The organism is Natronospirillum sp., from assembly GCF_022565775.1.
GTDB lineage: Bacteria > Pseudomonadota > Gammaproteobacteria > Pseudomonadales > Natronospirillaceae > Natronospirillum.
Genome location: NZ_JAIUMC010000002.1, coordinates 102,510 through 127,178, shown reverse-complemented (window position 1 = coordinate 127,178; position 24,669 = coordinate 102,510). Strand labels below are relative to the sequence as shown.

General features: G+C 59.4%; 27 protein-coding genes. 4 read left to right on the top strand and 23 right to left on the bottom strand.

Annotated elements, in window-relative coordinates; genetic code table 11:
- Positions 1-8 precede the first annotated feature (8 nt).
- Positions 9-1,910: a 1-deoxy-D-xylulose-5-phosphate synthase gene (gene dxs / locus LAT62_RS01480; RefSeq protein ID WP_293377821.1), complete on the top strand. Its 1,902-nt coding sequence runs from the start codon at positions 9-11 to the stop codon at positions 1,908-1,910.
- Positions 1,911-1,923: 13 nt separating this feature from the next.
- Here the strand turns inward: dxs and LAT62_RS01475 are convergent, their stop codons facing one another.
- Genes LAT62_RS01475 through nrdR form a run of 8 tightly spaced genes read right to left on the bottom strand, consistent with a single transcriptional unit; the run spans position 1,924 to position 8,709 of the window.
- Positions 1,924-3,525 (bottom strand): HD domain-containing phosphohydrolase, encoded by a 1,602-nt coding sequence (locus tag LAT62_RS01475; RefSeq protein WP_293377818.1) that lies wholly within the window; start codon positions 3,523-3,525, stop codon positions 1,924-1,926.
- A 44-nt stretch (positions 3,526-3,569) separates the two neighbouring features.
- Complete coding sequence (locus LAT62_RS01470; protein ID WP_293377815.1) at positions 3,570-4,085, bottom strand: phosphatidylglycerophosphatase A; 516 nt, start codon at positions 4,083-4,085, stop codon at positions 3,570-3,572.
- A complete protein-coding gene (gene thiL, locus LAT62_RS01465) occupies positions 4,078-5,049 on the bottom strand; it encodes a thiamine-phosphate kinase (RefSeq protein ID WP_293377812.1) in 972 nt (323 codons plus the stop codon). The genes LAT62_RS01470 and thiL overlap by 8 nt, the downstream gene beginning before the upstream one ends.
- Positions 5,050-5,052: 3 nt before the next feature.
- Positions 5,053-5,487 carry a transcription antitermination factor NusB gene (gene nusB / locus LAT62_RS01460; protein WP_293377810.1) on the bottom strand — a complete coding sequence of 145 codons (435 nt, stop codon included), beginning with the start codon at positions 5,485-5,487 and terminating at the stop codon, positions 5,053-5,055.
- Entirely contained in the window at positions 5,487-5,963 is a 477-nt protein-coding gene (gene ribE / locus LAT62_RS01455) for a 6,7-dimethyl-8-ribityllumazine synthase (RefSeq protein WP_293377808.1), read from the bottom strand. Before ribE ends, nusB begins: the two co-directional genes overlap by 1 nt.
- On the bottom strand, positions 5,963-7,090 hold the full coding sequence (gene ribBA / locus LAT62_RS01450) for a bifunctional 3,4-dihydroxy-2-butanone-4-phosphate synthase/GTP cyclohydrolase II (RefSeq protein WP_293377805.1): 1,128 nt from the start codon (positions 7,088-7,090) through the stop codon (positions 5,963-5,965). The genes ribE and ribBA overlap by 1 nt, the downstream gene beginning before the upstream one ends.
- Before the next feature lie 27 nt (positions 7,091-7,117).
- Positions 7,118-8,254 carry a bifunctional diaminohydroxyphosphoribosylaminopyrimidine deaminase/5-amino-6-(5-phosphoribosylamino)uracil reductase RibD gene (gene ribD, locus LAT62_RS01445; RefSeq protein ID WP_293377802.1) on the bottom strand — a complete coding sequence of 379 codons (1,137 nt, stop codon included), beginning with the start codon at positions 8,252-8,254 and terminating at the stop codon, positions 7,118-7,120.
- Positions 8,251-8,709, bottom strand: coding sequence for a transcriptional regulator NrdR (gene nrdR / locus LAT62_RS01440; protein WP_293377799.1), 459 nt, complete (start codon positions 8,707-8,709; stop codon positions 8,251-8,253). The genes ribD and nrdR overlap by 4 nt, the downstream gene beginning before the upstream one ends.
- Before the next feature lie 451 nt (positions 8,710-9,160).
- On the opposite strand from nrdR, the gene LAT62_RS01435 reads away from it, so the two are divergent.
- Positions 9,161-9,457 (top strand): HlyU family transcriptional regulator, encoded by a 297-nt coding sequence (locus tag LAT62_RS01435; protein WP_293377794.1) that lies wholly within the window; start codon positions 9,161-9,163, stop codon positions 9,455-9,457.
- Positions 9,441-10,817 (top strand): exodeoxyribonuclease VII large subunit, encoded by a 1,377-nt coding sequence (gene xseA / locus LAT62_RS01430; protein WP_293377791.1) that lies wholly within the window; start codon positions 9,441-9,443, stop codon positions 10,815-10,817. The genes LAT62_RS01435 and xseA overlap by 17 nt, the downstream gene beginning before the upstream one ends.
- On the opposite strand, the gene der is transcribed toward xseA, so the two are convergent.
- The 8 genes from der to ndk form a co-directional block, all read right to left on the bottom strand.
- A complete protein-coding gene (gene der / locus LAT62_RS01425) occupies positions 10,814-12,184 on the bottom strand; it encodes a ribosome biogenesis GTPase Der (protein WP_293377788.1) in 1,371 nt (456 codons plus the stop codon). The genes xseA and der overlap by 4 nt on opposite strands.
- A gap of 4 nt (positions 12,185-12,188) precedes the next feature.
- A complete protein-coding gene (locus tag LAT62_RS01420) occupies positions 12,189-13,352 on the bottom strand; it encodes a PQQ-binding-like beta-propeller repeat protein (protein ID WP_293377785.1) in 1,164 nt (387 codons plus the stop codon).
- Position 13,353: 1 nt separating this feature from the next.
- On the bottom strand, positions 13,354-13,998 hold the full coding sequence (locus LAT62_RS01415; RefSeq protein WP_293377782.1) for a tetratricopeptide repeat protein: 645 nt from the start codon (positions 13,996-13,998) through the stop codon (positions 13,354-13,356).
- A gap of 20 nt (positions 13,999-14,018) precedes the next feature.
- Positions 14,019-15,299, bottom strand: a complete 1,281-nt coding sequence (gene hisS / locus LAT62_RS01410) for a histidine--tRNA ligase (RefSeq protein WP_293377881.1) — start codon at positions 15,297-15,299, stop codon at positions 14,019-14,021.
- A gap of 15 nt (positions 15,300-15,314) precedes the next feature.
- Complete coding sequence (gene ispG / locus LAT62_RS01405; RefSeq protein ID WP_293377779.1) at positions 15,315-16,445, bottom strand: flavodoxin-dependent (E)-4-hydroxy-3-methylbut-2-enyl-diphosphate synthase; 1,131 nt, start codon at positions 16,443-16,445, stop codon at positions 15,315-15,317.
- Positions 16,438-17,202, bottom strand: coding sequence for a tetratricopeptide repeat protein (locus LAT62_RS01400; RefSeq protein ID WP_293377776.1), 765 nt, complete (start codon positions 17,200-17,202; stop codon positions 16,438-16,440). Before LAT62_RS01400 ends, ispG begins: the two co-directional genes overlap by 8 nt.
- Before the next feature lie 3 nt (positions 17,203-17,205).
- On the bottom strand, positions 17,206-18,351 hold the full coding sequence (gene rlmN, locus LAT62_RS01395) for a 23S rRNA (adenine(2503)-C(2))-methyltransferase RlmN (protein WP_293377773.1): 1,146 nt from the start codon (positions 18,349-18,351) through the stop codon (positions 17,206-17,208).
- 63 nt (positions 18,352-18,414) lie between these two features.
- Positions 18,415-18,843 carry a nucleoside-diphosphate kinase gene (ndk, locus tag LAT62_RS01390; RefSeq protein ID WP_293377770.1) on the bottom strand — a complete coding sequence of 143 codons (429 nt, stop codon included), beginning with the start codon at positions 18,841-18,843 and terminating at the stop codon, positions 18,415-18,417.
- Between the two features lie 183 nt (positions 18,844-19,026).
- Between ndk and LAT62_RS01385 the strand changes: the two genes are divergently transcribed.
- Positions 19,027-20,433: a hypothetical protein gene (locus LAT62_RS01385; protein ID WP_293377767.1), complete on the top strand. Its 1,407-nt coding sequence runs from the start codon at positions 19,027-19,029 to the stop codon at positions 20,431-20,433.
- Here LAT62_RS01385 and LAT62_RS01380 read toward each other — a convergent pair.
- The 7 genes from LAT62_RS01380 to LAT62_RS01350 form a co-directional block, all read right to left on the bottom strand.
- Positions 20,419-21,000 carry an HNH endonuclease gene (locus LAT62_RS01380; protein WP_293377765.1) on the bottom strand — a complete coding sequence of 194 codons (582 nt, stop codon included), beginning with the start codon at positions 20,998-21,000 and terminating at the stop codon, positions 20,419-20,421. The two genes, LAT62_RS01385 and LAT62_RS01380, sit on opposite strands and share 15 nt — an antisense overlap.
- Positions 21,001-21,206: 206 nt before the next feature.
- On the bottom strand, positions 21,207-21,620 hold the full coding sequence (locus LAT62_RS01375; RefSeq protein ID WP_293377762.1) for a DUF4864 domain-containing protein: 414 nt from the start codon (positions 21,618-21,620) through the stop codon (positions 21,207-21,209).
- Positions 21,621-21,693: 73 nt separating this feature from the next.
- On the bottom strand, positions 21,694-22,116 hold the full coding sequence (locus LAT62_RS01370; RefSeq protein ID WP_293377759.1) for a GNAT family N-acetyltransferase: 423 nt from the start codon (positions 22,114-22,116) through the stop codon (positions 21,694-21,696).
- A 115-nt stretch (positions 22,117-22,231) separates the two neighbouring features.
- A complete protein-coding gene (locus tag LAT62_RS01365) occupies positions 22,232-23,272 on the bottom strand; it encodes a GTP-binding protein (protein ID WP_293377756.1) in 1,041 nt (346 codons plus the stop codon).
- A 12-nt stretch (positions 23,273-23,284) separates the two neighbouring features.
- Entirely contained in the window at positions 23,285-23,704 is a 420-nt protein-coding gene (locus LAT62_RS01360) for a SufE family protein (protein ID WP_293377753.1), read from the bottom strand.
- A gap of 20 nt (positions 23,705-23,724) precedes the next feature.
- Positions 23,725-24,258 (bottom strand): putative Fe-S cluster assembly protein SufT, encoded by a 534-nt coding sequence (gene sufT, locus LAT62_RS01355; protein WP_293377750.1) that lies wholly within the window; start codon positions 24,256-24,258, stop codon positions 23,725-23,727.
- A 31-nt stretch (positions 24,259-24,289) separates the two neighbouring features.
- The gene (locus LAT62_RS01350) at positions 24,290-24,658 is read right to left on the bottom strand and encodes an iron-sulfur cluster assembly accessory protein (protein WP_293377747.1); all 369 of its coding nucleotides are present in this window, start codon (positions 24,656-24,658) and stop codon (positions 24,290-24,292) included.
- Positions 24,659-24,669 lie beyond the last annotated feature (11 nt).

The following is a 24,669-nucleotide window of genomic DNA, read 5'->3' as shown; positions in this document are numbered from 1 at the left end:
CGGACGACATGAAGATATTCACCGACATACCCGCCCGGCGACCACTGACGCCCCTGCTGGATCGTATTGATACTCCACCGGATCTCCGTCGGCTGCGCCCCCGCGACCTGCCGGCACTGGCCGACGAGCTGCGTGAATACCTGCTTTATTCCGTCGGGCAGAGTGGCGGACACTTCGGCGCCGGTCTGGGTGTCGTCGAGCTCAGTATCGTGCTGCACTATTGCCTGGACACCCCTCGGGACAGGCTGGTCTGGGATGTCGGCCACCAGGCCTATCCGCACAAGATACTGACCGGCCGACGCGAGCAGTTGCTGACCATACGCCAGGCGGGTGGCCTGGCCGCCTTCCCGGCGCGTGAAGAAAGCCTCTATGATACCTTTGGCGTCGGCCATAGCAGCACGGCCATCTCGGCCGCTCTTGGGATGGCACTGGCGGCGCGCAACGCAGGTCGCAACCAACGCTCCGTGGCCGTTGTCGGCGACGGCGCCCTGACCGCGGGCATGGCATTCGAGGCACTCAACCATGCCGGCCACAGCGATGCTGACTTGCTGGTGGTGCTGAACGATAATGACATGTCGATTTCGGAGAATGTTGGCGGCCTGTCGCAGTATTTCTCCCGTCTGCTGGCCAGCCGGACCTATACCAGCATGCGGGAAAACAGCAAAAAGATGCTGCGCCATTTCCCTGAGGCAGCCCAGATTCTGGCCCGGCGGGCAGAAGAGCACGTCAAGGGCATGGTGACACCCGGCACCCTGTTCGAGGAGCTGGGTTTTCACTATCTGGGCCCGGTCGATGGACACGACCTGCCGCGCCTGCTTGAAGTCATGGACACGGTGCGGGACCTCGAAGGGCCGCAGTTTCTGCACGTGATCACGCAAAAGGGCCGGGGGTTTTCGCCGGCAGAAGAAGCGCCGATCAAGTATCACGCCATCAGCAAGATCGAGCCGGCCAAGGCAACGCCAGCCAACGAACCGAAGAAACTCAAATACTCCAATATCTTTGGTCAGTGGCTGTGTGATATGGCTGCCCTCGACAGCCGGTTGATGGGCATTACACCGGCCATGCGCGAAGGCTCTGATCTGGTCCGTTTCTCGCAGGAGTATCCGGAGCGCTATTTTGATGTCGCCATTGCCGAGCAGCATGCAGTGACCCTGGCCGCCGGTATGGCTTGTGAAGGAGCCAAGCCTGTGGTGGCCATTTATTCAACCTTTCTGCAGCGTGGCTATGACCAATTGATTCATGACGTGGCCCTGCAGAACCTGGATGTTCTGTTTGCCATTGATCGCGCCGGACTGGTGGGTGAGGATGGCCCGACTCATGCCGGCAGCTTCGACCTGACCTACCTGCGCTGCATTCCCAACATGGTGGTGATGACACCGCGAGATGAGTCCGAGTTGCGGCGCCTGCTCAGTACCGGCTATCACCATGAAGGCCCGGCCGCCGTGCGCTACCCCAGGGGCACTGGCCCGGGTACCGAGCCGGCGAAAGACCTGGAGCCGATTCCCTTGGGCAAGGCTGAAGTGCTGCGGCGCAGCCGCAAGAAGAATGCTTTGGCTCTGCTGGCGTTCGGCAGCTTGGTGGAACCGGCTCGCGCCGTGGCCGAAGCACTGCAGGCCACACTGGTGGACATGCGTTTCATCAAGCCACTGGACACCGAATGCCTGACGGAACTTATGGGTCGGCATGCGGCCATCGTGACATTGGAAGAAAACGTCGTTGCCGGAGGGGCTGGCTCAGCGGTTGCCGAGTGGATGGCCGCGAACGGTCATCGCCAGCCAATGCTGCAGATAGGTCTGCCAGACCAGTATCTGGACCATGCCAGCGCTGCACAGCAACTGCAGCAGGCGGGACTCGACAGCGCCAGCCTCGAAGCACGTATCAGAGCCTGGCAAAAGGACAGCCAAGGCTGACACAGAGTCCCGGTTACAGGTACTCGGTGGCGTCGGTCACATCCTTCTGCTCTTCCGACAGATGGCGCTCTGCGTATTCTTTCCAGACGCCGCTGCGCAGAAACAGCTCGAACACATCCGGATCAATATGCTCTTCGTCGCGCATATTGCGCAGAATGCTGAACGCCTGACTCAGGGGCATGGGCTTCTTGTAGGGCCGCTCCTTGGCCGTCAGGGCTTCAAATATGTCGGCGACACCCATCATGCGCGCAGGAATCGACAATTGATCCCGGGTCAGGCCGCGCGGAAACCCCTTGCCATTCATCTTCTCGTGGTGACCGCCCGCGTATTCGGGCACCCGGCGCAGATTTCGCGGAAACGGCAACGCCTCGAGGATCTCAATCGTGATATCAATGTGGCGATTGATCGTGGCTCGCTCTTCATTGTTCAGGGTACCCCGCGAGATACACAGGTTGTCCACCTCGACCTCGGTCAGCAAGGGCTGTCTGTTACCGTCCGCATCGATCCAGTGAGTTTTGGACAATTCACGGATTCGGGCTTGATCTTCCGGCTTCATGAACTCGCCGCCGGTGTTGGCCCGGCTCACAAAGTCGCAGTCATCATCCAGTTGCGCCAGTTCATCGGCCAACTTCTTTTCCAGTGCTTCACGATCCGCGTTCGGTGCCAGCATGGCGCGCAGATAACCCGCTTCTGTCTGCGCCTTCAGTGCGCTGAAACGAGCCCGGATGGCATCAATGCCATCCCAGAGCATGTGCAGTTTGGTGGCCTTGTCGACCACATAGTCCGGTGTTGCCAGCTTGCCGCAATCATGCAGCCAGGCAGCTACGCTCAGCTCATACCACTCTTCATCGTTGAGTTGAAAATCCTTGAAATACCCGGACTTGTCTTCACAGGCGGCTCGCGCGATCAGCTCGGTCAATTCGGGAATGCGCTGGCAATGCAGTGACGTATGTGGTGATCGTACATCGGTAATACTGGCCAGCGCCTTGATAAAAGAATCAAGCAGTTCCTTGTGTCCGTGGATAAGCACCTGGTTGTTCAGGGAAATGGCGGCGTACTTGGCCAGTGCCTGCACGGAGGGCAGAATCTCGGGAGAAAACGGGCCGACCTCGTTGTTGTGGTTGCGCGAGTTCAGCAGCTGTAAAACGCCGATCACTTCACCCTGATGGTCCAGCAGCGGCTGGGTCAGAAAGCTGCGCGACCGGTAGCCGGTCGACTGGTCGAATTTCTTGGTACCGGAAAAATCGAATTCACTGACCGTATAGGCGTCATCTATGATCACCGGCTTCCGGCTCAGCGCTGCATGACTGGCGACATTATGGTGGTTGGGCTCACCCGCCTCATACAGCGGGATGGGGGCCATCGGCACCTCATCACCATCATAGCCATTGAGCTGGATACCCAGAGAATCGGTACGCACAACGGAAAAGTGCAGCTCGCTGCTCTCCCCGTCGCCGTCCATTAGGTACAGGGTGCCCCCGTCCGCATTGGTCAGTTGCATGGCCTCTGACACGATACAGTCGAGCAATGACGCCAGTGTGTGCTTGGCGGCCAGTCGGGTCAGCAGGTCTTCCTGCTGCTGACCGGTGGCCAGGGTGTTTTCTGCCGTGGTCATACTACCTACCAAATCCTGCATCCCCGTTCGGGATGGCTGTAGTTTCAGACACCAGACAGTGTAGACGCCCAGCCGCTGACTAACCAGAGGTGCATGAGGACAAGTGCCATCAAACCGGCCAGAACATCATCCACCATGATGCCGAAACCGCCTTTGACTCGCCGGTCCAGCCAACTGATGGGCCAGGGTTTCAGCACATCAAAAAAACGGAACAGGAGGAAGCCGAGCAGAACGTTGAACCAGGTCAGCGGCACCGCGATAAACACGATCCACAGACCGACAAACTCATCCCAGACAATACCCGGGTGATCGTGCACTTTGAGATCGCGGGCCGTTCTGTCGCACAGCCAGATACCCACCAGGCCAGTCAGCACAACCCAGACGATCTGCACCGGCCATGACATCATGCCGAATACCGGCAGAAACAGCAGCGCAGCGGCGGTGCCAACCGTGCCCGGTGCACGAGGTGCAGTGCCGGTACCCAGACCAAAGGCCAGCCAGTGAATCCAACTGCGGTGTTGCGTCGAGTAACGGGTTTTGTGGCGTGAAGTGTCAGTCAAAATGGTCAAATCCTGTGTTCCGGTCACGCAAATCATGCGGTTGACCGTCAAGACTGGCGCGCAGTCCGGCCGCCTGCTCAATGGTTCCGATACAGGTTACCGGTTGCTTGTGTTCCCCGGCCAGCCGCAAAACGGTTTCAGCCTGGTCGGGATGAGCGGTGAACAGCACCTGATAGTCCTCACCGCCGTAGAGCGCGAAGGTGAGACCCTGTTGCGGATGATCGCACAGCGCCGGATGCAGCGGCAAATCGTCAAGCGTAATCGACGCACCGACCCGGCTGGCAGACAACAGGTGGTTCAGGTCTGCAACAAGTCCATCGGAGACATCAATCGCGGCAGTGGCGCTGCCACCCAGCGCGGACATGAACTCGAGTGGCAGGGATGGCCGATAGAAGGCGTCCAGCAACCGGCTGTCGGCGAGCTGCTCACCCAGGGCCATCGGCAGACCGGCAGACGCACCACCCAGAGTGCCGGTGACCCAGAGCTGGTCGCCGATTTTTGCCCCGTGGCGCGCGAGTGGGTAGTCACACAGCCCATGGACCTGCACTGCGATCGAGAGCTGCTTGCCACGAGTCAGGTCGCCACCCAGACACTGGCAATGCCAGCGTTGGTTTTCGTCGCGGAGCGCGGTGGCGAAAGCCTGCAACCAGTCGTCGGAAAGGTCACGCGGCATGACCAGACCCAGAGTATAGAACCAGGGCCTGGCACCCATGGCACCCAGGTCACTCAGAGCAGCGCGCAGCGCCTTGCTGGCGATATCCGCTGGCTGAGCATTCAGCGGGAAGTGGGTATCGGCCACCGCCACATCAACCGACATCACCAGAGGGGCGGGGGCGCGAATGGCGAGGGCGTCGTCTCCATTGGCAATCAGCACGGAAGACTGCAGGTCCTGCAATGACGAGTCAGCCTCCGCCAGGGGCAACAGCCAGCGACTGATCCGTTCAAACTCGCCGCTGCTCTTCATGGTTCAGCCAGAGCGCTCGGCCTGACGTGTGGAGCGAGCCAGCTTGTCCAGCACACCGTTGACATAGCGGTGGCCTTCCGTCGCGCCAAACGACTTGGCCAGTTCGACCCCTTCGTTGATGACTACTCGATAAGGCACATCGATACGATCACGCAGTTCATAGGCCCCAAGGCGCAGAATCGACAGCTCAACCGGCGTGAGATCCTTCACCGGCCGATCCAGAACCGTGGACAGCAGTTCATCCAGCTCGCCGACCTTGCGCGTCACGGTGTGAAGCAATTCATGGAAGTAGACCTTGTCCACCTTCTCCATGTTCTGGTCGGCCAGAAACTGCGCTTCTATTTCACTCGCCGTGGCTTTGCCGATATGCCATTGATACAGGGCCTGCATGGCCATATGGCGGGCTTTCCGGCGCGCGGCGGGTTTAAAATCACTCATCAGCTTTCCAACTGTTGCAGCAGGTTGACCATCTCCAGAGCGCTGAGGGCAGCCTCCTCACCCTTGTTGCCCGCCTTGGTACCGGCCCGCTCGATGGCCTGCTCTATGGTATCGACCGTCAGCACGCCGAAAGCAACCGGCACATTGTGGGTCAGCATGGCGCGACTCATGCCACTGACACACTCACCGGCCACAAAATCGAAATGCGGCGTTCCGCCGCGAATAACGGCGCCCAACGCAATGACCGCGTCATAGTGACCGGAAGCCGCGGCCTTCTGCACCGCCAGAGGTATCTCGTAGGCGCCCGGCACCCGGATCAGGGTCAACTGGTCGCGGCCGATGCCGCGCCGCGTCAGGGCTTCTATGGCCCCCTTCTCGAGGCTGTCGACAACAAAGGCATTCCAGCGGGCCACGACGATGGCGTAGCGCGCACTGTTCGGTTGCAGATCCCCTTCCAGGGTCTTGATGTCACTCATCAGTTTTCCTCTTGCTTGGGTGCGGTCGGCCCCTGAAGATACTCTTCGATCTCGAGATCAAAGCCGGATATACCGCCAAATTTAATGGGTGAACTCATCAGCCGCATGCGACTGATGCCCAGGTCACGCAGAATCTGGGCGCCGGTGCCGATGGTGACATAGGCTCCGGAGCTGTTGCCGCCCCACCCGGTGCGCTTGCGCTCCGGGTTGTCGAGGCGATGCAGTTCGTCAATGATGTCGGCGCCAGTATGCTGATCGATCAGCACGACCACGCCCTTGCCTTCCCGGTTGACCTGGGCCAGCGCCGAATGCAATGACCAGCCACCGGTTTCCACACCCAGCAGGTCGCGCAGGGTTTGTACCCCGTGGACCCGCACCAGCGCGGGCTCACCGGCGGAAAACTGACCTTGGGACAACGTCATGTGACGACCGCCTTCAATCCGGTCCTCATAGACTCGGAGATCGAAATCCCCCCAGGGGGTGCTGATTGGCCGCTGCTCCAGCAACCGGATAGTGCGCTCGGTCATCATCCGATAATGGATCAGGTCCGCAATGGTGCCGATCTTGAGGTCGTGCTTCTGGGCAAACTTTTCCAGATCAGGGCGACGAGACATGGTGCCGTCATCGTTCATGATCTCCACGATCACACAGGACGGCTGCAGGCCCGCCAGCCGGGCCAGGTCGCAGGCCGCCTCGGTATGACCGGCGCGACTCAGTACACCGCCGGCCTCGGCCCGCAGGGGAAAGATATGACCCGGCTGCACAATATCCTGCGGGCCGCTGGACGGATCGATGGCAACCTGGATGGTGCGCGACCGGTCGGCGGCACTGATGCCCGTGGTCACACCTGTCGCCGCTTCAATGGACACGGTAAAATGAGTGCCGAACTTCTCGCTGGACGACTGCACCATGGCCGGCAGTTCCAGTTCGTCGCAGCGCTGACCGGTCAGCGGCAGACAAATCAGACCACGGGCTTCGCGGGCCATGAAGTTGATGATCTCGGGGGTCACGCACTCGGCGGCCACCATCAGATCGCCTTCATTTTCACGGTCTTCATCATCCATCAGGATCACCATCTTGCCCTGGCGGATATCCTCAATGATTTCTTCTACCGAATTGAGCTCCAAACCGTTTCTCCCGTATCAACACCAGCCTCAAAGGGCTGATTCTGTCGTGTATTCCGGCACGGCGATTATACGCCAGTCAGCCCCGAATTGTCGTTGGTCCTGCACGTCTAGCAAAACACTCTTGGCCATGCGGGTCAGCGGCAGATCCACCACCGGCAGGCCCTTGCTGCCCAGCCAGCGCGGCGCGCAATAGAGCACCAGTTCATCAACCAGTTGCTGCTGTATGAAGGCCCCGCTGAGACGCGGCCCGCTTTCCACCATCAGTTCATTGATTCCACGCTCACCGAGAGCCTGCAGCAATTCGTTCAGGTCGAGATGATCGCCTCGGCGCGGCAGGCAGAGAACGGGAATACCGCGGTGGTGCAGCGCTGCCAAGGCATCTCCTTCCTGGTCTGCAGAGGTGCATACCATGACATCACTCAGGTCGGAGAAAAAAGGGTGATCCGGTGATACCCGGAGCTGGCTGTCGATCAGAATACGCAAAGGGTTTTCTACCGGTGGATGCTCCGGCCAGCGCCGGACCAACAGATCCCGCCGGACTTTCAGGCGAGCCTGATCGTGCAGCAGGGTATCGGCACCGGTCAGTACGGCGCAACTGCGGGCCCGCCAGTACTGGACATCCGCACGGGCTTCTTCGCCGGTAATCCACTGGCTTTCGCCACTGGCCATGGCCGTTCGCCCATCCAGACTGTGCGCAATCTTCACCCGCACCCAGGGAACTCCCTGCTGCATGCGCTTGAAGAACCCCTTGTTCAGGGCGTCACAGGCTTCTTCCAGCACACCAACGGTAACCGCCACCCCGGCAGCTCGCAGCCGCTCTATTCCCTGCCCGGCAACCTGCGGATTGGGGTCGATATGGCCAACCACCACCCGGGCAACACCAGCTTCCAGCAGGGCATCGGCACACGGCGGTGTGCGGCCAAAATGACTGCACGGTTCCAGATTCACATAGGCAGTGGCGCCTCGCGCCGCCTTGCCCGCCTCGCGCAGGGCAAATACTTCGGCATGCGGCTCTCCGGTTCCCGGGTGCCAGCCAGATCCGATCTCCACGCCCGACTTGACGATGGTGCAACCGACACGAGGGTTTGGCGCTGCCGAGAAGAGGCCTCGTTCGGCCAGCCGGATGGCGCGCTGCATCCAGTGCTCATCCTGCCCTGCCATCATGGACGCAGCTTCTCCAGACGCTCGATTTCGGCGCGAAATTCAGCAATATCCTGAAAGCTCATGTAGACGGAAGCAAAGCGCACATAGGCCACCTGATCGAGTTGTTTCAGGGCCTGCATGACTGCCTCCCCGACCGCGCGCGAGGGCACCTCCCGCTCTCCGCGGGCGCGCAGCTGATGTTCTATATGGGTGATGGCGGATTCAATGTCTTCCATGGACACGGGGCGCTTCTCAAGCGCTCGCATCATGCCGGCGCGCAGCTTGTCGGCATTGTAGGGCTCGCGGGTGCCGTCCTGCTTTATTACCTTGGGCATCACCAGCTCAGCAGTCTCATAGGACGTGAAGCGCTCACCACAGTGAACACATTCACGGCGCCGGCGAACCTGCTGGCCTTCGGCTACCAGTCGCGAATCGATCACCTTGGAGTCGGGTTGACCACAGAATGGACAGTGCATAGCAATGGAGGCCTGATTTTCGTGGGGCGATTTTACCGACCCGGGCGCCACTTGCCTACCTTAGAGCAACAATGTTCTTGCCCGTCTGGAAAATCTTCTGAGGTTATGCACATTGCTCGGCACTGGAAGGTAACAGTCTCATTGGGTTGCCAGAGTTGAGAAACCTTGTCAACAAAAACATAACCCATTGTTTTTGTTTATTTTTTGGGACTGTCTATTTTATGATCACCCTAAGAAACCCCCTGCCATCATGGGCCCCGAGCCTGTTTTCAAATTGTTAACCACAATGTTATCCACAGTATCTGTGGAAGACTGCTCCGGGGGCCCACTACACCTCGGGCATGGTATTCAAGGCTCGCAGACCACCCAGTGAGTCGCTACAATGAGCGGCTGAACAAGGCGATGCACAGTAACGACGTAACGTCAGAGAAAAAGAAAGGAACCGAGCGCTATGTTGCAATGGCTGAAATCCCTAGTGAGTGGCAGCAGTGACGCGAAAGGCCCCAAATCGGCGGTCCAGCATGAAGAAGAGTATCGTGGCTACCACCTTGCGATCAGCCCTATCAAGGTCGGGGGTCAGTACCGCATTGCCGGCACCATCACGCGGCTCGACAATCCGGAGCAGCGTTACAACCTGATCCGCGCCGACCTCTGCCCGACGCTGGACATCGCAGTGGATCAGACACTGACCAAGGCACGCCAGACCGTCGACCAGTTGGGTGACCGCATGTTTGCTCAGTCGCCTTGAGATGATGACCGTCGCGACCGACAACACACCCGTTTCCGTTGCGCAGCTGAACCGCCAGGCCAAGTTCATCCTGGAACAGCACTTTCCGACCGTGCTGGTCAAGGGCGAGATATCCAACCTGGCGCGGCCGCGCTCCGGCCATATCTATTTCAGCCTCAAGGACAGTGAAGCCCAGGTAAGGTGCGCCTTTTTTCGCGGCCAGGCGGCTCGCCAGCGCGCACCTCTGCAGGAAGGCGACTCAGTGCTGGTGCGCGGTCGGCTGAGTCTGTTCGAAGGCCGTGGCGACTATCAGATTATTGTTTCAGGCGTGATGGCCGCAGGCGAAGGCGCGTTGCAACTTGAATTCGAAGCGCTGAAAAAGAAGCTGGCAGACGAAGGGCTCTTCAACCCTGAACGCAAGCGACCTCTGCCCGAGCGAGTCACCAGACTGGGAGTCATCACCTCGTCGACCGGCGCGGCCCTGCAGGACATTCTGCAGGTGCTGCAGCGCCGCGACCCGGGGATGGAAGTCTGGGTTTATGCCTGTCTGGTGCAGGGTCGGGCCGCCGCCGCCGATATCAGAGCGGCACTGGCCAGAGCCGTTCGCGACAATGCCGTGGATGCACTGCTGGTCGCCCGGGGCGGCGGTACAGCCGAAGACCTGTGGTGCTTCAATGATGAGCAACTGGCGCGTGATCTGGCGGCCAGCCCCTTGCCGGTCGTCAGCGCAGTGGGCCATGAAACGGACTTTACCATCGCCGATTTTGTCGCCGATGTTCGGGCTCCGACGCCTTCTGCCGGGGCTGAGTTGCTGTCGCAGGACCAGCAGGTCTGGCGCCAGCAGTTCTCGCGCATCGAAGGTCAATTGCAGCAGAGTGCACTGCGTCTGTTGGATCAGCGCCGCCAGCAGGTCGCGCACCTGCGCCAAAGGCTCCGTCATCCGAGTGAGCGCATTCGCGAACAGCAGCAGCGTCTCGATGACCGCAGCGCTCGTCTGGAGCGTGCCTGGGCGGTTCTGGTACGCAGTCGGCGTCAGCGCCTCACAGCCGCACAGAGCCGGCTGCAGGGCGTATCCCCGATCAATCGCCTGCACCATCAGCAAGACCGCCTGCGCAGCCTGAGAGAGCGTCTGCCGGGTGTGATGCAGCGCCTGCTGCGGGCCTGGCGCAATCGTCTCGAGCAGCAGGGGCATGCGCTGCACCTGTCCAGCCCGCTGGCCACGCTCCAGCGCGGTTACAGCATTACACTGGACAGTGAACAAAAGCTCATCCGCTCGGTTACCCAGGTGGAACAGGGGCAGCCCATCAGCGTCCGGCTGGCCGATGGCCAGATTGCCGGACGCGTGGAACGGATTGACGTGGCTCGGGATCAGAAAGGCTAACGCTTACCTTTGCCTTTGTCTTTATCTTTAACCCTGCCCTTGGATGGCGCATAGGGATTGTCGCCGGAGCGGAACTCCATGCGTACCGGAGTACCCCGCAGCTCAAGCACCTCACGAAAGGTATTCTCCATGTAGCGCTTGTAGCTGCCGGGCAACTTGTCGACCTGATTCCCGTGCACCACGATGACCGGCGGATTGCGGCCGCCGAGATGTGCATAGCGCAGCTTGATGCGGCGCCCGTTCACCATCGGTGGCTGATGCTCCTGCACGATACCCTGCATCAACTCGGTCAGGAAGTTGGTCGACCATTGTGATGTGGCGGCTTCATAAGCGCGCTGGGCCGACTTGAACAGGTGGCCCACATTGGTGCCATGCAGCGCCGAGATAAAGTGCAGATCGGCCCAGCCCATGAAATCGAGCCGCCGGTTGAGGTCCTTGCGTACCTGATCCTTCTGCTCTTCGGTCATGCCGTCCCATTTGTTGACGGCCAGCACCACTGAACGCCCGGACTTCAACACATGGTGCAGCATGTGCAGATCCTGTTCGACCACGCTGTCACGCGCATCCAGCAATACCACCACCACATTGGCGCTCTGAATGGCCTGCAGTGTCTTGATGATGGAGAACTTCTCCACCGCCTCGGTGATGCTCTTGCGCCGTCGTACGCCTGCCGTGTCAATCAGGGTGTAGTCGATCCCCTCGCGATGGAAAGGGATACTGATGCTGTCCATGGTGGTACCCGGGTGGTCGTAGACCACAACGCGGTCTTCACCCAGCATGCGGTTGATCAGTGTCGACTTGCCCACATTGGGCCGGCCGACGACGGCCAGACGTATACCCTGGCCGAACAGTGCCTCGGCATCGACCGGCTCCGCTTGCGGAAACTGCTCCAGCACCTCGGTAATCAGGCTGGTCACACCCCGGTTGTGCGAGGCCGCCAGCGGGAAGGGCTCGCCCATGCCCAGTTCATAGAAGTCACCCAGTACGGTGTCCTCGTTGAGGCCATCCGTCTTGTTGACTACCAGCTGCATGGGTTTGCCCGAGGCACGCAGATGCCGGGCCAGACCGTGATCACTGGCTGTCACGCCTTCGCGTGCATCTACCATGAACACCACAAAATCCGCCTCTGCGATGGCCGCGTAGGATTGTTCGGCCATCTCCGAATCAAGGCCCTGCTCGTAACCGCTGACGCCGCCGGTATCAACGACAATATAGGGGTGGTCACCCAACTGACCCTCACCATACTTGCGATCGCGCGTAAGGCCGGGCCAGTCTGCCACCAGCGCATCCCGGGTTCGGGTCAGGCAGTTGAACAGAGTTGATTTGCCGACATTGGGCCGACCAACCAGAGCAATTACGGGGGTCAATTGATCACCTCTGGGCCGGACGCTCGCGTCCGGTAACAATCAGCCCACGCATTGACTGAACATAGAATCGCTCACTGTCGGTCACCGGTGGCACGGTAAAATAGTCACGCCCGGAGAAATCCAGTCGACCTACCGTTTCACCATCATTGGTGTCCAGAACGTGCACATAACCGCGGCGATCAGTCACGATCAGGCGACCATCGGTCACGCCCAGCCCGGTAATTGGCCGGCCGCGATACCCCTGCTGACGCCATCTTTCGCCCTTGTTGGACAGGTCGAAAGCAATGATCTCGCCCGACTGGTCTGCGACAAACAATGATCGGCCATCAGTCGCCATGCTCGCCGTCACCGACTTCTGCTGTTGCCAGCCGATTTCCCCTGACTGCGCCGAAACCTCGACCAGGCGGCCTTCATAACCACCGGCATACAACCGACCGTCGACCAGCAGGGGTTGCATATCCACATCCACCAGCCGCTGCAGGTCTGTGCTGCCACGCGGGTCAGACAGGCGGTGCGCCCACAGCAGATCACCGTTGCGCAGACTGAACGCAGCCAGGCGGCCATTGGCAAAGCCGGCTATTACCTGGTCTCCGACGATCAGAGGCTGTGCCTGGCCATGCAGCGTCAGACCAGGCTGTTCACTGTCATAAATCCATACCCAGGTCTCACTGCTGGTATCCCAGAGGCGCAATGACCCGTCACGCCCAAGGAGCGCTACCTGCCCGTCAGATACGCTAGGCGCCGCCAAAGTCGACAGATTGAGGTCCGAGCTCTGCACCAGACTGCCATCGCTGGCATCCAGTATCTTCAGATCACCGGTTTTGCTCACCAGATAAAGCTGCCCTTCGTAAGCGGTCACACCTGCCTGCCAGGGCTCGTATTCAGCGCGCCAGAGCACACGGCCATCATTGCGGTCCAGCGCCACCACATCGCCGTTGCTGTAAGCCGCATAAAGCACGCCATCGGCCAGCGCCGGGCGCAAACGCTCCGGCCCCTGCCCCGGCTGCCACTCACTCACAAACCGGAAATGCCAGCCCAGCGCGACACGATCATTGTCCAGCGCAGGCGGTTCCGGCGGGGCGGAGCGCCCAAGGCCGCTGCAGCCGGCAAGTACGACCAGAGTGGCCAGTACCAGAAGAGCTGCCCAGTGAGCACGACGCAAAGTCATACTAGAGTACACCATAGGTTTCTGCTTTTGCCTGCAGCAGCGGACGGTTCAGGCCCTGCGACTGCGCCAGTTCCCAGGCTTCGCTGTAGGCTTCCCGGGCCGCCTGACGGTCACCCAGAGAGGCATGCACATCACCCCGAAGCTCGGCATAGCCGACCCTCTGGCTGCCCGGGTCCATGGCGTCCAGCGTCGCCAGCACGGCATCATGATCACCCTGTGCGAACTGCACCCGCGCCAGGCGCAGGTTCACCAACCGCTTCAAAGAGTCGTCCCGGGCCTGTTCCAGCGCCCAGCGCAGGCGCTCTTCAGCCTGCTCCAGATCCTCTGCAGCAGCGGCAAACCGGGCCTGCATCAGAGCCGTGTAAACCGTATAGGTGCTGTTCGGATGCGCCTCGACCAGATCAGCGAAAAGGCTGTCCAACTCGGACATCTGCTCGGAACTCAAAACATTTTCATTGCCGACCAACTGCAGAATCTGCTGGTATCGATCTGAAGCATCCAGCCGCGCCTGCTCCTGACGATCCTGATAAAACCAGAACCCGCCATAGCCCACGATAATGGCCAGCAGACCGCCGATCAGCAGGTTACCCCAACGGGCGAACCATTTTTTGATCGCCTCTATCTGTTCTTCATCAGTTTCGTACACTTCAGACTCCTTGCTTTCGTTTATTCGGTGACCAGACCCGTCAGCCTGTCAAGGGCGGACCAGTCCAGATTGAATTGCTCGCTGTCAGTGCGCAGATCCTTGACGGCCAGAGTCTCACTTTGCAGTTCCTCGGCACCCAGAATCAACGCAAAACGGGCGCCACTGCGGTCCGCCTTTTTCATTTTCGATTTGAAGCTGCCGCCACCCAGGTGCGTCTGCACCCGCAGGCCCGGATTGGCATCGCGCACCTGCTCGGCAATTTGTAGCAAGCGGCCATCAGCCTCCTCACCCATGCTCATAAGGTAAGTATCCACTGTATTGAACGCCGCTGGCGGAATCACTTCGAGAGTCTCCAGCAACAAGAGCAGACGTTCTACCCCCATACCAAATCCTATCGCGGGCACCGGCTTGCCGCCCAACTGCTCGACCAGCGCATCATAACGCCCGCCACCCAGCACGGTACCCTGGGCACCCAACTGGTCGGTCACCCATTCGAAAACGGTACGGCCGTAATAATCCAGCCCGCGCACCAGCCGCGGGTTCACTTCGTAGCTCACCCCGGCCTTGTCAAGCTCGGCCCGCAACACCGCAAAATGCTCGGCACTCTCGGTATCGAGATAAGCGAAGAAATCAGGGGCATCATTGAGCAGTTGCTGCGTCTGCGGATGCTTGGCATCCAGTATACGCAGCGGATTGGTCTCCAAACGTCGCCGTGAATCGTCATCAAGCCGGTCTTCATGAGCCCTGAGGAAGGTCACCAGATCCGCTCGATAGCGGTTGCGGCTGTCCTGAGTGCCCAACGTGTTCAGTTGCAGCGTGATATGTTCTGCAATACCCAGTTGCTGCCAGAGGCGTGCGGTCATCAGAATCAACTCGGCATCGATGTCCGGGCCTTCCAGACCGAATATTTCCGCCCCGAACTGGTGAAACTGCCGATACCGTCCTTTCTGCGGCCGCTCATAGCGGAACATGGGGCCGTGATACCAGACTTTCTGTATCTGGTTGTGCAGTAACCCATGCTGTATAGCCGCCCTCACGACACCCGCGGTGCCTTCCGGGCGCAGCGTCAGGCTCTCGTCATTCCGATCGGCGAAGGTATACATTTCCTTTTCGACAATGTCGGTGACTTCGCCTATGGACCGCTTGAACAGCGCCGTTTCTTCGACCACCGGTGTCCGCACTTCGCGATAGCCATAGCGATCAAACAGGATCCGCATCTGGTTTTCCAGATACTGCCAGGCCGGAGAGCGGTCCGGCAGCACATCATTCATGCCACGTATGGCTTGCAGTGTCTTCAAAATGGTTCCCTGATTTCGTTAGTCCGCCTGCCCGCTGCGCACGATGACATCTTCGTCTGCAGCCTGCTGCTGCGCAACACGCTCGCGGATCATGCGCTCGAACTCATCGAGCAGATCGTCATTGCTGAGCTTGCGGCTGGGCCGTCCATTGAGATAGATCAGATTGGCGGGAGAGCCGCCGGTGATCCCCAGGTCAGCCTCTTTGGCTTCGCCGGGCCCGTTGACGATACAACCGATAACGGCCACATCCAACGGCGTACGTATATCTTCCAGGCGCTCTTCAAGCTGATTCATCGTCCCTATGACGTCGAAATTCTGCCGTGAGCAACTGGGGCAGGCAATGAAATTAATGCCTCGACTGCGTAAACGCAGACTCTTCAGTATGTCGAAACCGACTTTGACCTCTTCCACGGGGTCAGCGGCGAGAGACACGCGCAGTGTATCGCCAATGCCGTCCATCAGTAGCATGCCAAGCCCGACCGATGACTTGACGGTCCCTGAGCGCAATCCACCCGCCTCGGTAATGCCGAGGTGCAGTGGCTGCTCGATCTGGTCGGCAATCAGTCGATAGGCTGCCACCGCCATGAACACATCCGAAGCCTTGAGACTGAGCTTGAAGTCGCGAAAGTTGAGGCGCTCCAGAATATTGATATGGTCGAGTGCCGACTCGACCAGCGCCTCGGGTGTCGGCTCGCCGTACTTGCGCTGCAGACGCTTTTCCAGTGATCCGGCATTGACACCAATACGAATGGGTATGCCTTTGTCGCGGGCCTTGTCGACCACCGCACGCACCCGCTCTTCCTTGCCGATATTGCCTGGGTTGATACGCAGGCAGTCCACCCCAAGGTCCGCAACGCGCAGAGCAATCTTGTGGTCGAAATGAATATCGGCAATCAACGGCACCGCGACCTGCTGGCGAATCTTGCCGAACGCCTCGGCCGCCTCCATGCTGGGAACGGACACGCGCACCAGATCAGCACCGGCTTCTTCAAGGCGCTGAATCTGGGCCACAGTGGCGGCAACATCAGTGGTTTCAGTGTTGGTCATGCTCTGCACGGAAATGGGTGCATCGCCACCCACAGGCACATCACCTACCATGATCTGTCGGGATGGTCGGCGTTTTATCGGAGAGACCGTCCGTTTATTCATTCCCACGACTCCGGAGGTATCGGCTCTCGGGGAAGCGATCCTGCAGTATTTCCAGCAACCCTGAATAGGTTTCCTCGCGCTCCACCGCTTCGGTTACCCGCAGGCCCAAAATAAGGCTGTCTTCGGTATGATCCATGACATCGGCACTGACCAGACTCTCGAACCCTTCGTAGTACTGCATGGCCCGATCGTAATTGCCTTCCGACAGGTGCAGGTTGGCCAGGTGCCAATAGGGCATCGGCAGCATACGGTTCAGCACAATGGCGCGATCAAAGTGTATCTTGGCTGACTCCCGGTCACCCTGAAAGAGGTTCAGCACGGCGAGGTCCTCGAAGGCGGCACCCCGGTTCACATAGTCCGGATCGCCGGTTACCTCCCGATAGCGTTGCTCGGACTCTTCAATCCGGCCCTGGCGAAACAGGAACTGCGCATAGGCGTGCCGGTATTCGGTTTGATCACTCATCGACAGGGCGCGTTGGTAATAGTCTTCAGCCAGTTCCGGCTCACCTTCTGCCTGATAGACCATGGCCATACCCAGATAGGATCCGCTCACATTGCTGTCCAGTGACATGGCCTCGCGAAAAGCGCGCCTGGCCTGCTGTCGATTGTCGAATTCAATATGCCTGAACCCGATATCAACGTAGCGTTGTGCGGTTTCCGAATCTTCAGGACTGGCCTGAGTGCCCACACTGGCACAGCCAGCCATCAGCGCCATCAACATCAAACCGGCTAGCAGAGATTGCAGGGAGTGCTTCATCGCTCAGAGTCTTCCTGTTCGTGCACTGGCAATTTCGGCCGCTGTACTGCCTATCTGAACGGCCTTGATAAAACGTTCACTACGTCGCGTCTTGTCCTGCACCTGACCCACCAACTGGCCACAGGCAGCATCTATGTCGTCGCCGCGTGTTTTGCGAATGGTGACATTGTAACCGGCCGCCAGCAACAGGTCGCGGAAATGGTGACAGCGGTTATTGCTCGGCCGCTCATACCCGGAATTGGGGAAGGGGTTGAACGGAATAAGATTGATCTTGCAGGGCGTCTGGCGCAGCAGATCTGCAAGCTCGCGGGCATGATCTGCGTGATCATTGACACCATTGATCAGCGTGTATTCAACCGTCAGCCGGCGCTTGTCAGCCAGCCGACTCAGGTAGTCGTTACAGGCTGCCAGAGTTTCGGCGATACCGTACTTCTTGTTCAGCGGGACGATTTCGTCACGCAGGGCATCATTCGGGGCATGCAATGAGAGCGCGAGACTGCAGTCCGTGTCTTCTGCCATCTGCCGAATGGCCGGCACAACGCCTGAGGTGCTCAATGTCACCCGGCGCTTGGACAGGCCGTAGGCGTTGTCCTCCAGCATCAGATTGATCGCGGCCATTACAGCATCGTAATTGAGCAGGGGCTCGCCCATGCCCATGAACACGACATTGGTGATGCGCCGTTCACGCCGCTCTTCTGTGCCTTCCAGCGCCTTCGCAGCCACCCAGACCTGGCTGATGATCTCGGCCGCTGACAGGTCTCGGTTGAAGCCCTGCTTGCCGGTAGAGCAGAAAGAGCAGTCCAGTGCACAGCCTATCTGAGACGAAACACAGAGCGTGCCGCGGTTGGCCTCGGGGATAAAGACGGTCTCGACCGCTGACCCGCCGGCCATCTTCATCAGCCATTTGCGGGTGCCGTCTTTGGCGGTCTTGTCATACAGGATCTCCGGCACATCCAGCACGGCAGCGCTGCGCAGACGCTGGCGCAACGCTTTGGACAGGTCGGTCATCTGATCAATGTCATTGACGCCGCGGGCATGCACCCACTTGAGTACCTGACGCGCACGAAATGGCTTCTCACCCATATCGGAAAACAGGGTTTCCAGTTGGCTGCGGGTCATGCCCAGCAGATTGATGCCACTATTGTCCACGTCAAATACCGTTCGTTATCAATGAGTCGGCCCGGAGCCTTTGGCTCCGGGACTGGGGCCAGATCAGCTGCGACTGAAAATTTCGTCCGCAGTGAAGAAGATGCCGATTTCCCGGCGCGCCGATTCAGGGGCATCGGAACCATGGACCGCGTTGGCGGACACTTCTTCAGCAAAATCCGCGCGGATCGTACCCGGTGCCGCTTCTTTGGGGTTGGTCGCACCCATGATGTCGCGGTTGAGTGCAACGGCATTCTCGCCTTCCAGCACCTGTACCATGATCGGGCCAGAGGTCATGAAGGACACCAGGTCCTTGAAGAACGGGCGCTCACGGTGTTCGGCATAGAATTCGCCAGCCTTTTCTTCACTGAGATAAAGCATTTTGGCTGCAACAATTTTCAGACCCGCTTTTTCAAAGCGGCTGTAGATTTCGCCGATGACGTTTTTGCCGACTGCGTCGGGTTTAACGATGGAAAATGTCTGCTCAATCGCCATATCTGTCTAGTCCTTGGGGTAAGTAAAAAATCGAGAGCGCGAATTATACCGTTCAGGTCGCCCCGACTCCATGCGGATTGCAGGTTTTTTGCAGCCTGCGCGGCAGTTTGCCTTGCCAGACAGCAACCCATCGACTAAATAAAGGTCATGAACCTGTAAATCCGATATAAGGATGAAGCGCCCATGCGCCCAGTAGTATCCAGTACGCTTCTTTTTTTCACTCTGCTTCTGGCACTGTCCGCTCCTGCTGCAGCTGATGATGACGCCAATGTCCTGTTGGCCACCCGGGCAAGCGGAGACCTGCGCCAGCAGGAAGCGACCTTCCGCCGAGTCACGCAATCCGCGATTGATGCCCTTGATGACTTCGAGGTCAGTTGGATCCGCCCGGACCTGGACTGGACGGACCCGGACAAGCGCCGCCAGATGCTGTCCAGCTCGGCTTCATCAAGGCTGCCGGTGGTCGTGACGGCAGAGTTGACGACGACAGAACGCCGCCGCCTGTCCAGCACGCGCACCGCCCGGCTGCACGTCGAGTTCATCAATGCCGTCGGTGGTGAGGTGACCCTGGCCCGCACGCTGGAGTTTGACTATCAGACGTCGGAAGGTCTGCTGGCGCAGATCGAGTATGAGCTGGAACGGGACCTGAAACGTCATTTCGGCGAACTGGGCCGCGTGGTGCGGATCAGCGGCCAGCGGGTCTGGTTTGACCTGGGCCGCAGTGCCAATGTGCGTCCGGGTGATGTCTATCGGATTTTCGGACAAGGCGAGCCCCTCTCCACCAGCAGCGGTGACCAGTATGGCTACCTGGACGACCACACGGGTATTGTGGTGGTGCGCGAAGTCACCAATGTCTATGCGGTGGCCGATATTCTGCTCGGCCAGCGCAGCATCGCCGAAGACCAGTGGGCGGAGAGACTGCCCGGCAGTGCAGATGACTATCAGGGACAGATTCTGGCCAAGCTCAATGACGAGGTGGCCATTAGCCTGGGTTATCGTGCCGGCATCAGCGTCGGCGACGAGTTCGCTGTCTACAAGGACCTGGAAGAGATCGGCGACAGTGATGCCTTCAGGGTAGAGATCGGCCGGGTGCGCATTACCCAGGTCAGTGAAAACCATGCCCGGGGCCGTGTGCTGCGCTCCGACCATTTCGATCTGGCGCGCGGTCTGATAGAGCCCGGAGATGCCATCGAAGAGGTCAGCAGGCGTGGCGATGTAATGGTGAACCTGGGTTTCAATTCACTGGGCCTGACCGACAATGAAACCACGCAGGCTTATACACTTGGGCTGCGTTTTGCCAGCCAGCAGAACTTCGATGTGTATTACCGGGTTACCATGGGCTACCTGGATACCGCCTGGTTTGCTGCCGGCCTGATGGGCGCGGTCAACCGTTCGGAAAGCTTTTTCTACGGGGTCGACGCGGTCTGGACCGACGCGCTGGGCACCAACCTCTTCATGTCGGTCAATGCGCCTACCCCGCTGCATCAAAACCTGCGCCTGAACACTGAAGTGGGGTATATGGTGTCACAGGATGAGGCACTGAGCGGACTCAACATCAGTGTCGGTATTACGCTGATTTCATCCGGACAGTGAGAGGTCATCCGGAGCATCCATCGGCTGCCTCGCAGGGTGCTTCAGGTGATCGCCAAAACGACGGCTCAGATAGTCCATCTGATCGCCCCGTATATGGCGGTTTGCCAGATACATGAACTCGAAGATATTGGGCCGGAAAGGCACCGCCAGCAGCTTGAGGCTGGCCTGTTCGGGCGTGCGCCCCCCTTTGGCCTGATTGCAGCGCCGGCAGGCGGTCACCACATTGGTCCAGACATCCCGGCCACCCTGCACGCGGGGTACTACATGATCCCGCGTCAACTCTCTGACCGGGAAACGGTTACCGCAGTAGAGACAACGTTGCTGATCGCGTCGGAACAGAATCGGGTTGGTCAGGGCCGGTACAATGCCATCGGTAGGGTGATCTCCGTCGCAAGCGACAATGGGCGCTATATCGAGCACGGACTGCTCGCCCAGGCGGTTGAACCCACCGTGGACCGTCAGCGGGTTTTCGCCAAGAGTCCAGAGTACCTGGCCGCGCACATAAAGCACCGCAGCTTCCTGCCATGGAATCCAGGCCACTGGCAGGCCACTCTTGGTCAGTCGCATTACCCGAAAACTCATACACTCAGCCCTCTATTGAAGGAACCTCTCAACACTTATAGCACGAATGGGTCTCCGTGGTGAAAACCTGAGCTGCTGGCCAAAAAAAGCCAGCCGGGGAGGCTGGCTGGGGAACCTGAACAAAAAGCCTTGCTTCTGATCGCTCTTGGTCCAGGAAAACTGGTTGTTGCGCAGCACGCCGTCACTGGCTCTCAGACCGCCTGTCTCGACGCCGAACGCATTACCACGCCCTCTATGCGCCAGCGCCCCTCAACCGCCACCAGACTGTACACAGCTCGCCAGTTCTGACCGCTGCGGTCCAGAACCAGAACCTCCTGATGCATCCGCTCATCGGACACGCGCATCGGTTCGGCAAAAGACAGTTGGCGTGGGTTGTAGAGTGCGTCGTACTGACTGCGTACCATGGCGACAAAAAATTCAGGCGTATCAAACTGCGCTCGGATGCCGTCCGATGCATGGGAGTAGGCGCGCTCGGCATCGCCGTCGCCAAAAGCTTCAATCTGGTCTCGAATCACAACTTCGGCATCGGCCAGAGACTGGGCCATCACCCATGGTGTGGCCAGACAGACGACACACAGTAAGAGGCAGCGCTTGAACACAGACATCAGACCACCCTCCCGGGGATAACCCACACTGTTGATTGTACGTGTGAATCCGCCGGTAGATCAGTCAATCTGGTTATTTTTTGCCCAGGGAAAGTTCTATATGGCAGTAGGTCAGGCTGCCCTTCTGATGCCGGGATTCCGGCACCATGGTGAAACCGAACCGCTCATAGAACGGCAGCGATGGTTCGCGAATGCGACACCAAAGGGTCTGCACCTTCGCTTCCAGAGCTTTGTCCATGACCTGCCTTATCAGGCGGGTGCCAAGCCCCAACTGCCGGAAGTCGCCCAGTACGGCCAGCTTGCGCAGCCGGGCCCGATCACCATCGATAAACAGTGATGCCACGCCCACCAGTCGCCCATCAACAAGCAACCCGAAATGCTGTCCGGACTCATCATCCGGCACCACACTCTGACTCTGTGGCTGGTCCGGCGCAAAAACCGTCTGCCGTATCGGCAGTGTCTCTTGCGCAGTAAGATTCTGAATGGCTACCTGCATGCACAACCTGCCCTGTTGCGGGCACTTTTCAAAATGGGGCGCGCATTTTATATCTTGGCTCGGCGTTTGTCGCCCCCTGTTTAAACCCGCCAGACAAAAACGATGGCCAACGGCTTCACAGTGCCATGGCTCGCCGGCAGGATTCGAGCTGCGCACGGATGCGGTCGCAGTTGAGCGGTTCGTCATGGATCAGTTCAATGATGCTTTCGGTTTGCTCGCCGCAATTCCCGGCGGACAATTCGCCTTCGGCCAGATTGAACCAGAGCCAGCCGGATTCACTCTTTACAACACCCTTGATGCGCAGGCAATCGAGGCTGTAAAGGGCCTCCAGCAACTGCTCAGACTGCCAGTGCTCACGGGCACTGATGCGCCAGCCCAGACTGTGGAAGCCATCCGCGCTGTGACTTGCGGCAACCCAGTGCCCGGGCTCCGGTGCCTGGGGTACCGAGCGCCAATCAAGGGTTGGCAGCGCCAGGGGCGCTGGCCTCGTCGCAGCTGGCCCGAGAGCGTCGGACTCGATGGTACTTGGTAAACGCGGAGAATACAGCAACTGGACCGGCATCTGCCCCTGTGTAATACGAGGCAGTGGAGCACGGTCAGCCGCGGCTTGCGCCCCTGAGTGACCGCGAACCCAGGCCTCAGCCTGGTCCAGAATCTCCGGTGAACACAGGTCTGTCTTGTTGAACAGCCAATGATCGGCCACCCTGATCTGATCGTTGAACAACGGGTGGTCCTGATACCGTTTCTGTATCACATGACGCGGATCGAGCAGCGTTATGACTGCACCCAGTTCAAGCACTGTCTGATACTCGGGAGCCTGCAGCAGTCGGATAATGTCGGCAGGGTGGCCCAGGCCACTGGGCTCGATCAGCAACCGGTCCGGACGCTCCTGGCGCAGCAGCGCATTGAGGGCAACACGAGTGACCGGGCCGGCCGCACAGCACATGCACCCGCCGGGTATCTGTTTAACGGCAATGCCGGTATCGCCGATCAGTGTCGCATCGACGCCGATTTCGCCAAACTCGTTGACCAGCACGGCCCAGCGCTCATCCTGAGGGCGATGACCAATCAGGTGCCGGATGGCTGAGGTCTTACCGACCCCCAGAAAGCCGAGCAGCAGGTTGGCCTGCACTGATTGAATGGGATCCTGTGCCATAGTGAAGTGCTGTCAAGCCGCCTCGGCAGTGGCTCTGATGCGCCCCACCATGGCCCGCAGGCCATTGCCACGGGTTGGACTGAGGTGCTTGAGCAGGTTGAGCTCATCAAAATAGGCATCAATGTCGAACTGGCGGATTTCCGCCGGTGTCTTGTCATTGTAGGCCGCCAGTACAACGCCCAGCAGGCCACGCACTATGTGTGCATCGCTGTCAGCAGCAAACTGCAGCCGTTCATCGGCCAGCTCATGCACCAGCCAGACCTGGCTCTGACAACCTCGTACCAGGTTGGACTCGGTACGATGCGCGTCTGCCAGCGGCGGCAGTTCGCGGCCCAGGTCGATGATATACTTGTACCGCTCCTCCCAGCTGTCAAAGAACGACAGGGTCTCGATGATATCTTCTGCGGTAATGTCTTTGCCAAACTCTGCCATTGCCTGTCTCTTTGCTCTGTTCAGAAGAACATGCCCGTCTCGAGCTGGGCTTCTTCACTCATCATGTCCCGATTCCAGGGCGGGTCGAAAACCAGCTCAACCGCTACCTGCTCCACATGCGGAACCATGGCCACCCGATACTCCACATCGCCGACCAGCACCGGGCCCATGCCGCACCCGGGGGCGGTCAGCGTCATGTCGATGGTGACGCGCCGGGTTGCCTGATCAATGTCGACTCGATAGATCAGGCCCAGATTGACCAGATCAACCGGGATTTCCGGATCATACACGGTCCCCAGCGCCTCCCATACCTGAGCTTCACTGATCTGCCCGTCTGCTGGCGGCGTGAACTCGAGTTTGGCCGGCTGCTGGCCGATGGCGGCGGCATCGGTGCCATCCACCCGAACCATCTGACCGTTCCAGGTCAGAGTGTAGTTGCCGCCCAGCGACTGCGTTATGGTCACGAATGTGTCTTTCGGAATGGTCAGCGGAGTACCGTCCGGCACACGGCGGGCCGGACAGTCTTCCAGCACGGCGACCATACGTCTTTCCATGGGAAACCCTCAATGATGATTCGGACGGCGGTCAGCCGGCACTGGCTACGTTGAAACTTTCGCCGCAGCCGCAGTAGTCCTGTGCATTGGGATTGTTGAACCGCAACTGGCGATTGACCCCCTCCTGCACATAGTCCACCTCGGTGCCGGCCAGAATGGCCAGGTGCTTGCTGTCCACGTAGAGCGTGACGCCCTCGTCCAGCGCGAAATGAAGATCGTCTGCCGCACCTTCGTTGACCAGGTCAACCACATACATGAACCCGGTACAGCCGCTCTCCTTGACACTCAGGCGGACTGCCCGAGCATCCTCTGCGGTGGCCAGCTGACGCTGGAAATGCGCCACTGCCGCCGAGGTAACCCGCACCACCTGCGTGGCCGGGCTGAATGATTCCACACTCATGACAACCTCCT